The sequence below is a fragment of the Collinsella sp. AM29-10AC genome (assembly GCF_003469085.1).
GTDB lineage: Bacteria > Actinomycetota > Coriobacteriia > Coriobacteriales > Coriobacteriaceae > Collinsella.
This window is the reverse complement of sequence record NZ_QSKB01000006.1, coordinates 1-14686: the sequence shown is the minus strand read 5'-3', so window position 1 is coordinate 14686 and position 14686 is coordinate 1. Positions and strand designations below refer to the sequence as shown.

10 protein-coding genes are annotated in these 14686 nt (G+C 58.3%); 1 reads left to right on the top strand and 9 read right to left on the bottom strand.

What is annotated here, in order from left to right:
* Positions 1 to 203: 203 nt before the first annotated feature.
* The 9 genes from DW754_RS03005 to DW754_RS02965 form a co-directional block, all read right to left on the bottom strand.
* Entirely contained in the window at positions 204 to 902 is a 699-nt protein-coding gene (locus DW754_RS03005) for a hypothetical protein (RefSeq protein WP_117758427.1), read from the bottom strand.
* 2 nt (positions 903 to 904) lie between these two features.
* Complete coding sequence (locus tag DW754_RS03000) at positions 905 to 1474, bottom strand: hypothetical protein (RefSeq protein WP_117758426.1); 570 nt, start codon at positions 1472 to 1474, stop codon at positions 905 to 907.
* Complete coding sequence (locus DW754_RS02995; protein WP_117758425.1) at positions 1467 to 6944, bottom strand: hypothetical protein; 5478 nt, start codon at positions 6942 to 6944, stop codon at positions 1467 to 1469. Before DW754_RS02995 ends, DW754_RS03000 begins: the two co-directional genes overlap by 8 nt.
* A 3-nt stretch (positions 6945 to 6947) precedes the next feature.
* Entirely contained in the window at positions 6948 to 7595 is a 648-nt protein-coding gene (locus DW754_RS02990; protein WP_117758424.1) for a hypothetical protein, read from the bottom strand.
* 94 nt (positions 7596 to 7689) lie between these two features.
* Entirely contained in the window at positions 7690 to 8415 is a 726-nt protein-coding gene (locus DW754_RS02985) for a SipW-dependent-type signal peptide-containing protein (protein ID WP_117758423.1), read from the bottom strand.
* 70 nt (positions 8416 to 8485) lie between these two features.
* Positions 8486 to 9007, bottom strand: coding sequence for a signal peptidase I (locus DW754_RS02980; protein ID WP_255413518.1), 522 nt, complete (start codon positions 9005 to 9007; stop codon positions 8486 to 8488).
* 845 nt (positions 9008 to 9852) lie between these two features.
* On the bottom strand, positions 9853 to 10404 hold the full coding sequence (gene bilS / locus DW754_RS02975) for a flavodoxin family protein BilS (protein ID WP_117758421.1): 552 nt from the start codon (positions 10402 to 10404) through the stop codon (positions 9853 to 9855).
* 127 nt (positions 10405 to 10531) lie between these two features.
* Positions 10532 to 12391 (bottom strand): ABC transporter ATP-binding protein, encoded by a 1860-nt coding sequence (locus DW754_RS02970; protein WP_117758420.1) that lies wholly within the window; start codon positions 12389 to 12391, stop codon positions 10532 to 10534.
* A complete protein-coding gene (locus tag DW754_RS02965; RefSeq protein WP_117758419.1) occupies positions 12392 to 14254 on the bottom strand; it encodes an ABC transporter ATP-binding protein in 1863 nt (620 codons plus the stop codon).
* 215 nt (positions 14255 to 14469) lie between these two features.
* Between DW754_RS02965 and DW754_RS02960 the strand changes: the two genes are divergently transcribed.
* Positions 14470 to 14658: a hypothetical protein gene (locus DW754_RS02960; protein WP_117758418.1), complete on the top strand. Its 189-nt coding sequence runs from the start codon at positions 14470 to 14472 to the stop codon at positions 14656 to 14658.
* Positions 14659 to 14686: the final 28 nt, after the last annotated feature.

Below are 14686 nucleotides of genomic sequence, written 5' to 3'. Positions count from 1 at the left end.
CCGTATACATCCAGGCATGAAATCATCAGCTTATTAGGCCTTCTATCAATAAAGAGACACCCTCCCGGGCGGCGGGCACGAAGTTCATCGCGAGTTCCGCACGCAAAGAAGGCCACTTAATGTGGCCTTCGTCTTGCGCAGGACTGTAGAGCAGGGAACTTCGTGCCCGCCGCCCAGGAGGGCGTTGCGTTTAGAAGATGGACCTAGCGCTTGTTCCTCCGGGACAAAAGAAGCGCGGCTATAAAAGCGATGATGGCAAGCGCCAGCAACACCAAAAGCAAAGCGAGCGCGTTGTCCCCCGTTGCCGCCAGACCAAGCAAGCCGGGCTTCTTGCTGCCAGCAGGTTGTACGGGGATCTTCTCGCCATCGTCTTCGGCGGTGATTTCCCAGCGAATTGCCTTGTTTGCGTCGGCAAGCTCGTTGCCCACCGACGTCGGGACACTTAGTTGCAAATTGAGTACCGTGCTGCCATCGCTCGTAAACGTTGCGACCTGCGTGGGATAGGCAAACACGCTGCCCGGCGTTCCCGTCTGGAGCCAACCGGCAGACGCATCGGCCGCCGACGCCGTTAGGGTAATGGGCGACAGCAGATGTGCCGTCTCGTGATCGACAACAGCCCGCACAAACACACGTACCTGGGACTTTACACCCGTGGCACGAACCCCAATCTGTTGCTCGCGTACATCGCCGGGCATTAGATCTTTAAAGGCTGGAAACAGATCGGGCTCCCCCGAGGAGTCCGTCGCTCCCGATACCGTTAGCTGGCGTGCATTTCCGTCATAGGCAATCGTGGGAATGTCAGCAAACGCACGTGCAGGAACGGCGAGCGCGATAAGGCAGACGATTGCCGCCATCACGCAATGCAAGAAACACGCAACGTCTTTACGAATCGGAGAGGCCATACTTACGCACCTCCATGCGGCGGCACCAGCACGCCATCCTTGACCGTACAGCCCCATGCCTCTGTAACTGCGTCATCGGGCGTGGACTGAATTGCCTGGGTCGAAATGTCGACGACCAGGTTCTTGCCATCCGCCTTCCTCTCAGTCACGCTCTTGATGAGCACGCCGGTTTTGTCCATCGGCGCAACGGAAGATGTCCAATAGTAGAATCCGTCGGACGCGGCAACCCAAGACGAGGCGCTGTTGGAAGCAGACGCATCGGACACGTTGCCCCACTCAATAACGTAGTCCGTTCCCGCAACCGGCTCATCCCACAGGCGCGCGCCATCCTGGTCCTGCCAGTAGATATCCACCGCAGCACGCAGGTATGCCGGAGCCGAGCCCTTGTTTGTAATCGTGACGTCACTCTTCACGTTGCCATTGAGCTTCTCGTCTACCGAGGGCGCCACCGAACCAAAGCCAAACTCGTTGACCAGCACGCCCGTAACCGAAAGCCAGGCAAAGGTGCCGGCAGCGCCAGCCAAAAGAAGAACGCCGACAAGGAGGGCGACGATTTGCTTGCGCTTAGTCATCCTGGTCCTCCTTCTTCAGCGTGCCGTTTTCCCAAACATTCTTGGCACGCGAGCCACCATCGACCCATTTGTCCTTCGCGCGCGTGTTAACGCACGTCACCACCGCATCGCCCGCGCTCGAGGCAGACGAAATCGTCAGCTCGGCAGATTTGCCGGGCGCCTTACCAGGCGTGCTCAGCTCACCCTGGTAGCGCCATGCCCAAGCCGTGTCTTCCTCGACGGTATAGGTGCCCGCCGGAGCGGCGAACTGCACGCTGCCGACATACCAGGTCTCACCGTTTTCCGGCTGTTGCTTATCGACCTTCACCTCGACCACGCGCGTCTCGGGAGAGGCTCCCTCCGCCGTCTTCGTCACCTTAAAGCGGAACGTCTGTCCCATAGCGCTGGCATCGGTCGTCTTTTTAACGATCGTCAGCGCATGAGTCTGGGCAAAGTTGAACACGGCTTTGCCGGGGCCCTGATCGCCCTCGCCCGTCTTCTTGGACTCCAGACGGTTGGCCAGGTCGAACGAGCCGTCACCCGAACCAAGGCTGTAGAGCGAGACAAACTTGCCGTTCACAGGCTTTTCCGCCGCAGAAACGCCCTCTGCACCAGGGCCGTAGCTTGCCTGCGTTACCGTAACAGTCAGTTGCGTCCCCATAAACGGCTTGGCAAAGCAGACCTTAAACGGCGCATTGTCGGCACTGTCACCGACGGTGTTGGCCGCGGCGGGATCGAGCAGCCACTTAAGCTGCGCGGTCATAGTTACGGGGCTCGCGGGATCAGACGTATCGTTGGCAACCACGCGATACGTCACAGGATACAGGTCCATGTCACCCTTGACTGGCTCGCCCTTGAACTCATCCCAAGACTTTGCAGTGCCATCGGCACCCACATATCGCCACTCCAAGAAGAGCTCGCGCTTATCGCCATTGGCAGCAGCCTGTTCATCGAGCAGCGCGACGATCTTGGAGTGGGCGTCCGGGTCGTACGCCACGGATTTTTGCTCCATCACAGGATTGCCGTTGTCGTCATAGACCGGGTTGCCGCTCTCATTCACCTTGGGAACATCGACGTTATGGACAAAGCCAGCGCCCGTCGCGCGCTCGTCGCTCGAGTCGACCGTCGCCGTAAAGATGACCGACCCGTCGACACCGTGATAGCGCACCTTATACGGCGCGGTCTTGTACACCGCGGTGTAGGCCACGCTCTCAAAGGGCTCGCTGCCCTCGAGGGGATACTTCTCGCCATCGGTCAACAGGGTGTATTTGCCATCGGGTTCGTAGTCGCGCGACCAGCCAACAAAGTCGTACTTGGTGCCGTCTATGCCGACAACCTCGGTTGCGGCTTTTACCTCCAGCGAAATTTGATCACCAGAGTCGGTGCGCGAAAGATAACGCACGGAACCGCGGTTATCCAGATTGTCATCGATATTCGATTGGACACGTACCGCGCTGGCACGGTAGACCGGATACAGCTCCATGGGTGCCTTGACCACGGTGTTTTTATTCACCATGGAAACGCCGTCCGACCAAACGACATAACCGCTGCCAGCTACCGGCTTAGTTTCCGTCCAGCCCACGAAGGCATTGTATGCGTTCGTTGCAGCATCGATATCGCCGACGTTATACGTTGGCAGCGGGATGCCGTCCTTAAGGCTGCCGAGAGAATCGCCCTGCTGGGCTACCTTACCGTCCACATCCCTGGCATTGAGATGGTACACAACCGCCAACGGCGAATAGTACGCCACAAATGTATAGGTCCCGCCGGGCTCCACCTGATAGGAATATGAGTTACCGTCGGCAGAATCGAGCTCCTTGACCTCACCATTCGGAAGTTCGACCTCGACCTTATTTAGCTTATATAACTCGCCGCCGGACTTGTATACCGTCGTTTCGATATCAGGGGTCACCGTTGCCGTGGCAGGATCGGTGTCCACATTGAGATTAGGGGTGATGTCATACCTAGGAACATTCACCTCGGAAGTACCCTTAAAACCGGCGCGATACAGGTTGGTGGTGTACCTAACATCGTACTTCGCGTACACCGGATAGGCATCCTGCCACTGGGTGACCTTAAAATCTGGTTTCACCAGATACGGTTCGGCCTTATCCGGGTCAGAAGTGGTGAAGGAATCGCCCTCGACATCGTAGATATACTTCCAGACGTCAGAATCCCTCTGGACCTCGGCGGTCGAAATCCAGCCCAGGAACTTATAGCCCGGCACGGCCATGTCGGCATCGGTCGGGGAAGCTTCGAGGGTCAGGGGGCTCTCATACGATCCCTTCTCACCATCTTCTGGCTTTTCGGCCACTTTAACCGACTTATTAACATGCGGGTAGTAATACGTGAACGTCGGATCCGCCCCGTTCACCTTGGTCTGCAGCAAGTTACTCTCATAGCGCCGCGTGGCAGTCCTCACGACATTATCGCCCTTGTTGTAGAAATTAACGTCCGTGGTAATCATCGCGCGAACGTAGTACTTCTTATCTGTACGCACCATGCTCTCGATGGGATTTTTCACATATGTCCAATATTCACCATCGCGCTCAAGCGTCCAAAAATTCAGGCGATAGCGATCATTCACCGGTTTGACCGTTACGTTCAGCGAAGCCGGAGTCCAAGTATCGCTTAGCGTTGCAGCGCCTGGAAAATCGGTATCGGCATAGAGGTTTTTTAGAGTATCGGCTCCCGTATCGTTTTTAACGTTGTGCGAGTACGCGTTAAGGGGACTCACGACAAGGGTTTCCTTCGTGAAGCGCGTGCCACACGTTTCATAACTATCCTTTATACCGTGGTCAACATGCTCCGGGCCCCAGTGGACGACGTTTTCACGCACGAAGGTACTACCGACGTTTTCCTCAAAGGGCGTTTGATAGCGATTCCAAACGGAACAAAGTAGCTTGCTGTCCGTAAACTCATGGTTGGTATAAGCCCGAACGTAATAATCCACTCGGCACTCAAAGCGGGCGATGTAGGTATGTGGCACAGTTAGATCGACATCGGCAGGGAGTGTGTAGCTGGGGTCACGGCTTACGCGCACCTCGACCTGGGACCCATCGGCGGCCTGCTTGTTTTCATACCAACCCAGGAAGCGGTAGCCGTCGGGCAGCGCACCGTCCTCAGATAAAGGTTTGTTGTCCACGTCGCACACCTGCACCGTGTACACACCGGTGCCATCCTCGGCAGTCTCAACCTTAACGACAGTTTTGCCCACGCCCGCGCGCTGGGTCTTATCGTCAAGCTCATCCCGCTCATTGCCCTCAAACACCGTCATGATGTTCGACACATAGTCGGTGTACACCGGATAAAAATCGGTAGGGCCAAGCACAGTGATCTCAGCGCCGGCAGGATAGAACGCACCGGCGTTTTTTAGCTCGGCAAGCTCAGGCGAGGTAATGGCCGCATAGCCGCCATGCATCTCGGCCTCACCGCTCGGCTGCGTCGTCCAACCAATAAAGGTGGCGCTGGCAGATAGAGCGCCGCGGTCCGCAGGGGCAACCGGCGTTAAACCGACACCATAGCGGTACCAATCCGTCGACTTGTCGTGCGCCTCGCCGCTCTGCCACGAGAGCATCTCACCCTTGACGTTATAGAACAGCACCTGCGCCTCGTACGAAGCGATAAACAGGTCATTGCCCTTAAAACCGTCGACCCCCTTGGCATTATCGGCGGTATAGGTCGACGTATGCTCGTGTGCCTCGCTCTTCTGGACCTGCTTGCCAGCAGCCACAGCATCGGCATCGGTCTTGCCGTCAAACCAGCTGTTGTCTTGTCCAATTCGATTCACACGCACATCGGACTCGCGGAACCAGCCCATGAAGCGATAACCGCCGTTGGCATCGGTCAAGCCCTTGGGCTTTGCGGAGGTATCCTGCCCAAACGTCACCGATGTATCGCCCTGGGCCAAGCCCTGAGCCGTTCCCGCCAGCACGGCGCTCACGGCAAAGGCGTACGGATCCGAGGTCTTCTGTTCAATACCAAGTTTGGTTGCCTCGATGGTCGCGGTACCCGCACCGGGAAAATCGATCGTCGCCTTAACGCTCTGGCCATGCACAGGAATATTCAGCTTGTAATCCATCGCCCACTCATTGAAGTGCGAGCCACCCAAGGCCCCGTTGTTAGCAGTCGAGCGCTTGGTGCCGGCACAAAAGTCGTAGTCGTGCTCTTCCCACAGCTCGCGCGTGGTGTAGCGCTCGTCATCCCATGGACCATAGCCATCACCCTTGGTGGTGCCATCGCCGCCAAACGAGGGGATTTTCTTTTTGGCAGGGTTGCCCTGGCTGTTGCCAGAAAGGCTCACGCTCGGCTTAAAGTAGCACTCGGTGACCGTGGCATCATCCTTGTTGGCACGCGCGGCAATGCCGCCCAGGTTCACATCGTTTTGAATGATGGGGATCACGGCGATGGGATTGTACTGACGCGAGCTCAAGTCACCCGCAAAATGGCTTCGAACGAGCTCGTTGCCCTTTTCGGTTAGAATACGACCCGCCAAGCCACCCGTCCACGCGCGCGTCACGGCGACGACGCCCACGTACGACGCGGCATAGCTGTAGCACTGCGCCGTCGAGAAGCAGTCGATAATCTTGGCCTCGCCCGCCATGCAGCCCACAAAACCCGAGGCGTACACGTTGTTGCCGCCCAGGGCGCCAATGGCCACGTCGTACTTATTGGTGACGTCGGTCATGCCCTTCTCGGCAATCGAGCCGTCGTCCTTACGCGTCGGCGTCACGCGACAGTACTCGATAGTCGAGTTCTTAACGTAGCCGGCAAACGCCGCCATATACAGACCCTCACCGCCGAGCGCCTGCACGCCCGAGGTCGCATTGTTGACGGCACGGCCGCCACGGACCTCGCAGTTGTAGAGGGTGCAGCCGTCGAGCTCGCCGGCGATGAGACCGCCCTCAAAGCCTGCGTTGGTAATGAGGTTGAGAGCATTGTTGGCGCAGGTCACGTGCAGCGTGCTCTCCATGACCATAACGTTTTCGAAGCGCGTTTTGACGGCCTTGCCCACGATAATGCCACCGCGGAAGTCCGCCCACACGTTGGCGTCCTTGACCAGGAAGTTTTTGATGGTGGCACCGTTGGTCTCGGCAAAAAATCCCGTATCGCGCTCGGGGTCAAAAGCGTCTTTATCGTAGCTCAGGCCCTCAACGGTGTGGTTTTGACCATCGAACACGCCCTTAAACGGATGCTCCTTGTTGCCAAACGACAGATGCTTAACGGTGTGCGAGACAATGGTCTTCATGTCGTCATCATTAAGCACGATATCGTTATCGAGATAAACGCGCCAGCCGGACGTATCGCGCTCACGCGAAAGCGCCACGTACACCAAAAAGTCGTTCGCGTTTTTGATGTGGTATTCGTTTGTGTTCTCGGGCACGTCCTCGGCATGCACCACCGTTGGCAGCGCCATAACGCAGCAAAGGGCAATCGCCGCGACGGCAACTAGCCTGCTAAGCACGCCCCGGTTCATGTTCTTGATCTTCATAGGCTAGTTCGCCTCCGGCCAGCCCGCGACGTCAAGCACGTCGAGGACGGTATCGCTTGCCTGCTGGTTTTTGGCCTGCACGGCCTGAACATCGATATCGAGCCTGAATGAGCCGCCGCGCGCGGCATCGTGGTAGTCGCCCACAAAGCGCAGCGAGTCCATGAGGCTTTCCGTCATGGCGCCGGGGTCGAGCGTGCCGCCACGCCCGGCCAATCCGCGGTAGTAGTACCACCCATCGCCGCCATCGATCCACGGGGACCCCTCGCCTGCGTTCACATGAAACGCAACGCTGCCCGAAGCATCCGCGCTCGAACCGTCGGGCGCCACCGACGTCATGCGCAGACGCGCGCGAACGTACTCAGGCTGCGTTCCAGCGTTCTCCACGCGCACAATGCGGCTGATATCAGAGCCACTGGCCTTGGTGTCGGGATAGTCCCCGTGCTCGTTGGGCTCAAACGGAATCTCCTCGCCCTGTTCGTTGAGGGTGTATTCGCAGACTCGTACCTTCACGCTGCCAAACGATAGAACGTTGTTCACCGGAACCATATCAACGGTAAAAGCCAGCGTGCCGCACAGGCACGCCAGGGCCAACAGCGCCATCGCGGCAAGCGCCAAGGTGCGTTTCTGATTGTCGGAAAGATTGTTGAGCATTACGTTCGCCAATCGTCGATCAAAGGGGGACCGAGATCCCGGCCCGAAAATGGGGATGGGGAGCGGGCCGGGATCTCGGTGGGGGGGGGTGGGGTTACTGCTTGGTCTGAGCCCAGGCCTTGGCCTGAGCAACGGCGTTGTCCGCTGCGTTGGTGGCGCCATCAGCCTGATCAGCACCGAAAATAAAGGCGGAGACAGTAATCTCAGGCTTAACGCCATCACCCGAGACAACGTCATCGCTCTTCATTGCACCGGGGATCATCACCTGGCTAAAGAGCTCGCCAGTGTAGACATCCTTAGCTGCTTCCTTGGCACCCAAGGCGACGGGACCGTTCTCGGCACCCTTGGCGTACATGAACAGACCGCTTACGTACTGTCCCTCGGTGCCGTTCGTCGTCACCTGTTCAGCAGAAACCGGCTTCCAGTTCGCGTTGAGCGTAAAGTAAGGAGTGCTCGCAAGACCTGCACTATTCTTGACCACGGCGTTCTTTACATAGATGAACACAAAAGCGTCATCGGAACCGTTTTTAATACCAACGTTCGGGTTCTTGCCCATCGGAGAGCCCGGAATCATCTTGTGCTCCGCGCTGGGGTCCCACTTGGTCTCGAACAGATAGGCACCGCCACCAGCCTCCGTGCCAGGCTGCTCGGGGTTTTCCGGATCAGGCTTCTTATCGGGAGCCTCGATTTTTCCAATCGTAAACACGTTGTGCAGGTCGGCAGTAGCCGTCAGCCATGCATAGGTACCCACGCCGGCGGCCAGCACCAACAGCAACAGGGCGGCAATGATGCCGTAGCGCTTTTTCTTCTTGTTTTCCATCGTTCTCTTCCTTTCGAGAATCGTTTTCCCCGGCAACGGCCCCTACCGCCGCCGACGCTTTTCCCTGCCGCTATGAACGCCGCTCCCTCGCATGCACGCGGGTATGCTTGCCCGCAGGCTCGTCTGGAACCATCCGATCGAGCACTATCGACGCCGCGATCAGCAGCGCCAGAACGGCCACCACAACAAGCAAACCGGGCATCGTCGTGCAATATGCGTTGACGAAGCCCAGGTAAGGGACACAAAAAGAAACAGTGCCGATAACACTCGAAAAAGGCGTCTGCTCGGCATCGTGCATGATGCTTCCGTCTGCATTTTTGTTCGCAATTCCCTGCGTGCCGATCATCTGCGCCACAGGGTCGATCTCGTACACCTGGTGCGTCACCACGGCACCGTCCGATCGGTAAAAGGTTGCATTGTCACCCACGGCAATATCCGTTGGATCAACTTGGTGAACAAACACCATGGAGCCAACGGGTAGCTCGGGCTCCATAGAACCCGAAAGCACTGCATAGGGCGTGTATCCAAATGCACGAGGGACAAAAGAAACAACGGCAAGAGCCATGACGAGCGCAATCGCCAAGCTACTCAAAAGTGCAATAAATCGTTTGAGTCTACGCGCCGTCAAAGTGATAATTCACACCCCTTGAGGACCTATTCGACCCATCCAAAGGTCAGCAAGTTTCAACAGGAACCGCAAGGCGCTTGAAAAGTGAGTCCGAAATAAGCCAATTTGGAATCTTTTCGTAATAAAAACATAGCGATGTGCTACACATTTTTCAATGTTTTATCGCTAAATGCTACTTATTTTGGCGTAAGTGGTCATTTATCCCCAAATTAATCTGTTTTATCCAATATCTGTGACTAACCCCCTACGCAACTTCCCCATAGAGGAATCGATTTTTTGCGAAACTAAAATAATGGTACCCCCCCCCACATTAAAAATAATTGCTGGAAGTGCCATTTATTTCCGACCCCTTTTACTGGAGTTTTATGACAGCCCCATGTAGCTCGCAGCCCATAACCCTCTGAAAACCGTGTCCCAGAATTCGCTTGCGAAATGGGATGCGGTTTCCGCTTGTGGCCCCGTTGGGAAACCACATCCCACTCCGACTACAAATTCCGGGTCGCACTTTCCGCCAATGCCCTCAACCGGAAACGGCATCCCATTTCTCGACCGAATACTGGGATGTAGTTTCCACAGAGCTCTTCAACGGGAAACCGCATCCCATTCCAAAGGCAAATTCCGGGACGCATTTTCCGAAACCCCACCCATCCGGAAATCCCATCCCACTCCGCACACATCCGGGCATAGAGCAATCAGCTTATTAGGCCTTCCATCAATAAAGGGGCGCCCTCGTGTCATGAAAAAAGCCCCGAGAATTTCGAGGCTTTCACATTTGTATTGTTTTGCACGAAGGACCACGAACGGCGAAGCTACTCTCCCAGCACGGCCTTCTTGGCGGCTGCAGCCATGTTGTCCAGGTCTTCCTTGGTGGGATGGTCCTTCGCGGCAACCCAGTTGTCGAGCAGCATCTTAAATCGGGCGTTTTCGGGATCTTGCTCGAGCATGGCCTCATAGCGCTGCTTAACCGCGGGACCCATCTTGCCCTGGCACATCGCCCAGCCCGCAAGCTCGGCATCCTCGGCCAGATTGGAAGTTACGCGGTCGACAATCTGCTGGTAATAGCTCTGGTCGGCCCCAAAGCCGCAGGTGCCAAACAGGAACACGCGCTTGCCGTGCAAGGCAGAGAGCAACGCCGCGACCGAAGGCGTGCACGCGCCCTTGTCGCACCAAAAACCGACGAGCACCGTGTCGGCCGCGCAGGCGCCCTGCGCCTCGAGCGCAACCTGATCTGCATCCGCATCGTCGCTCAACGCCGCGGCATGGACAAACTCAACGCCCGCAGCCTGCAGAGCGCGCTTGATCGCGCCCGAAACCATCCTGGTATTACCGCTCTTGCTGTTAACCACCAAAGAGCACGTCATAGTCACGTTGCCTCGTTTCCCCCAAAACTAAAGCCACTAATGCAATTTATTAGATGAATATCTTAGTACTAACGTGACAGATGTAAACCACCGTCTGTCGATTGATTAATTTGCCCCACGGGCTTCCTCACTGGGCGAATTGGCTGCGGTAGAGCTCGGCGTAGAAGCCGCCTGCCGCGAGCAGTTCATCGTGCGTGCCGCGCTCGATAATCTCGCCATCGCGCATTACCAGGATGCAATCGGCGTTGCGAATCGTCGACAGGCGGTGTGCCACGACAAAGCTCGTGCGGCCGGCCATGAGCTCGTCGAATGCCGCCTGCACCTGCAGCTCGGTACGCGTATCGATGCTCGACGTTGCCTCGTCCAGCAGCAGAATCGCCGGATCGGTGAGCATGACGCGCGCGATGCACAGCAACTGTTTTTGACCCTGGCTAAACGTGCCGCCGTCCTCGCCGATCACCGTATCGTAGCCGCCTGGCAGCTGCACGATAAACTTGTGCGCATGAGCGCGCTTGGCGGCCTCGACAATCTGCTCGCGCGTGGCATCGGGGCAACCGTAGGCAATGTTTTCGGCCACCGTGCCCTCGAACAGCCAGGTGTCCTGCAGCACCATGCCAAAGGCGCGGCGCAGGCTCGCACGCGTGTAGTCACGCGAGGAGCGACCATCGACCGCGATGCGCCCAGCATCGATATCGTAAAAGCGCAGCAGCAGATTGATGAGCGTCGTCTTGCCACAGCCCGTGGGACCGACGAGGGCAAAGCGCGTACCGGGTTTGGCCTCGATGCAGATATCCTGCAGCAGCTTGCGGTCGGGCGCATAGCTAAAGTCCACGTGTTCAAAGGTCACCTCGCCCTGCGGGGCGACAAGCTCCACGGCATCCGCCGCGTCGGGCTCCTGCTCGCGCGCATCAAGCAACGCAAACATGCGGCGCGCCGAGGCGTACGCGGTCTGGATCTGCGTGATGACGTTCGTGACCTCGTTGAACGGCTTAGTGTACTGGTTGGCGTAGGACAGGAAGATCTGCACGCCGCCCACCGTGAGCGCCGCCGGCACGCCCGTGATCACGCCCACGCAGCCGATCACGGCGACCACAGCGTAGATGATGTTGTTGATAAAGCGCGTACCGGGGTTGGAAAGCGAACCCATAAACTGCGCGCGCTCACCTGCCGTATACAGCTCGGCGTTGAGGGCATCGAAGCGCTGCTGAGCGCTCGGGCCGTAGGCAAACGCGTCCACGAGCTTTTGCTCGCCCACATACTCCTCGATATGGCCGCCGAGCCGGCCTTGAATGCGTTGCTGGGCTGCAAAGCTCTTGTTGGAGAGCCTTGCGATGGCGCCGGCCGCAAAGATGGAAAGCGGCGTGACGAGCACCACCACGAGCGTCATGGCCAGGTTAATGGAAAGCATAAACGCGAGCGTACCGACGATGGTGATGACGCCGGTAAAGAGCTGAGTAAAGCCCTGCAGCAGACCGTCGCCCACCTGATCGACGTCGTTGACCACGCGGCTCATGAGGTCGCCGTGGGCATGGCTGTCGATAAAGCTGAGCGGCATGCGGCTGAGCTTGTCGCTCGCCTCCACGCGCATGTCGCGCACCGTCTCGTAGGACAAGCGGTTAACGCAATAGCCCTGCAGCCACTGGAAAACCGCAGCACCTACGACGACAATCGCGAGCTTGGTGACAAGCGGCAGCAGCGCATCGAAGTCCACCTGGCCCGTCGCGACGATGAGGTCGATGCCCTCGCCGATGAGAATAGGTGTGTAGAGCTGCAAGATCACCGAGATGGCAGCGCTCACAAACGACGCCGTAAACGAAATGCGATGCGGACGGACGTAGCCCAGCAGGCGGCGGGTCACCGCGCCCACGGGATAGCGCTCGGGGTCGCCGGGCTGGCGCGGACCGTCTCCCAGGTCGTTGAGGTTATCATTACCGGACACGTTGGCCGTCATCGTGGCGACCGACCCGGAAGAAGTGTACGGATTCATTTAGCAGCCCTCCTTTGCGCAGGCGGATGCAGAGGCGATTGGGGCGGGCGTGGCACTTGGGGCGGACGCGGACGCGGCACTCCCCTGCTGGCCCTCGAGCTCCTCGCGGCGAAGCTGCGACTGGCAGATCTCGCGGTAAAGCTGACAAGTCGCATACAGCTCGTCGTGCGTACCCAAGCCCGCGACCGAACCGTGGTCAAGCACGCAGATCATGTCGGCATCGCGCACGGTCGAGACGCGCTGGCTTACGATGACGGTCGTCAGCGGCAGCCCACCCTCGGCGGCACCGTGCACGTTACGCTCGCGGATGGCATGGCGAAGCGCCGCATCGGTCTTAAAATCGAGCGCCGAGGCGGAGTCGTCCATGATCAGAATCTGCGGCGAGCCCACCAGGGCACGCGCGATAGTCAGGCGCTGGCGCTGGCCACCGCTAAAGTTTTTGCCGCCTGCCTCGACCGGAGCATCCAGGCCCTGGGGCTTGTTGCGCACGAACTCGCTGGCCTGCGCCATATCGAGCGCCGCCCAGAGCTCCTCGTCGGTCGCCGACTCGTCACGCCAGGTCAGGTTGCCGCGGATCGTGCCGCTCACCAGCGACGCGCGTTGCGGGACGGTTGCGACCACATGGCGCAGCTGATCGAGCGGCCAGGCACGCACGTCGGAGCCCATCACGCTCACGCTGCCGGTGCTCGCATCGTACAGGCGCGAGATAAGCGAGGCGAGTGTGGACTTGCCGCTGCCCGTGCCGCCGATAATGCCGAGCGTCTTGCCCAGTGGGAGTTCCAGGGTCACATCGTTGACGGCATTTGCCGCGCCCGCGCCAAAGGAGAAGCTCGCATGGTCAAAGCTCAGCGCGGGAACTGGGGCGGCATTGCCCGGCTTGGGCAGCGCGACCGGCTCGTTGCCCTCGTCGGTGATGCTCGGCACGCAATTGAGCACCTCGTTGATACGCGACGCGCTGGCGCTCGCCTTGGTAAAGACCACGACCAGGTTGGCGACATACACGATGGAGGTCAGGGTCTGCGTCATGTAGTTGACGAACGCCATGACCTGGCCCTGTGTGAGCTCGCCCACGTTGACCTGGACGCCGCCCACCCACAGGATGGCGCACACGCCCAGGTTCATCACCAAAAACGTGACGGGATTAAGAATCGACGAGAGCTTGCCCACCGCGATGGCGGTATGCGCCTGGTCATCGGCTGCCTGGGCAAAACGCTCACGCTCGTGATCCTCGCGCACAAAGGCTCGGACCACGCGGGCGCCCGAAAGCCCCTCGCGACAGATGAGTGCGATGCGATCGAGCTTTGCCTGCAGCTGCTTGTAGTACGGGATGCAGCGCGCCATGACAAACCAAAACACCAGGCCGATGGCGGGCGTGCAAATCAAAAAGATGATGCCGAGCTTAAGGTCGATGGCAAGGGCCGCGACCATGGAACCCACCGCCAGGAAAGGCCAGCGGATGAGCATACGCACGCCCAGCGCCACGGCGAGCTGTACCTGGTTGACGTCGTTGGTAATGCGCGTGATGAGCGACGGCGTGCCGAAGCGGTCGAGTTCGGCATAGCTCAGCTTATTAATGTGCTTGTAGAGTGCGCCGCGAATGTCAGTACCCATGCCCTGCGAGGTGAGCGCCGCCATCTTTTGGCAGACGAGCGTAAACGAGATGCCGATCACAGCCATGGCGGCGAGCACCATGCCGTAGTGGACGACGGCACTCACGTCGTGCGCACCGATACCTTTATCGATCATCTGGGCAATCACCGGCGGCGTAAGCAAGTCAAAGATCACTTCGATCAACTTGCACGCAGGGCCAATCACCATATATCGGCGAAACTTGCCACCAAAACGCCTGAGCAGCTCAATCATAGAAGGCGCTCCCTATCATCATTCACACTCAATTCGAATCATGATAGTACGGTGAGCCCAAAAGAAGCGTAAACAACTCGTCATTTCTAATGGGGTTCGGTTTCCAAAGAAGCGGAGGGGCACGTGCACACCCAGCCAGTGTCGGGTCGACTAACTTGGTATACTTACCTTAGTGCTACCAAGTTAGTCGCCGACCCTTGAAATGAGGTGCCGAGATGAACGACATTCTCGCAAGAAGAGCAAGACGAGCAACTGTGGGCATCGCCCTTTCCGCGGCACTTGTCGCGGGAATCGCCCCCGCAACGGCAATCGCGGCAGAAACCAGTTCCCCCACCGGTGCAGTTGCCTTGCAGACGAAAGATGCGACCGCCGCAAAAGAAAAGGCTCTGTTAGACCAGAATTGACATTTAGCACTTTTTCGAGCCGGGACGA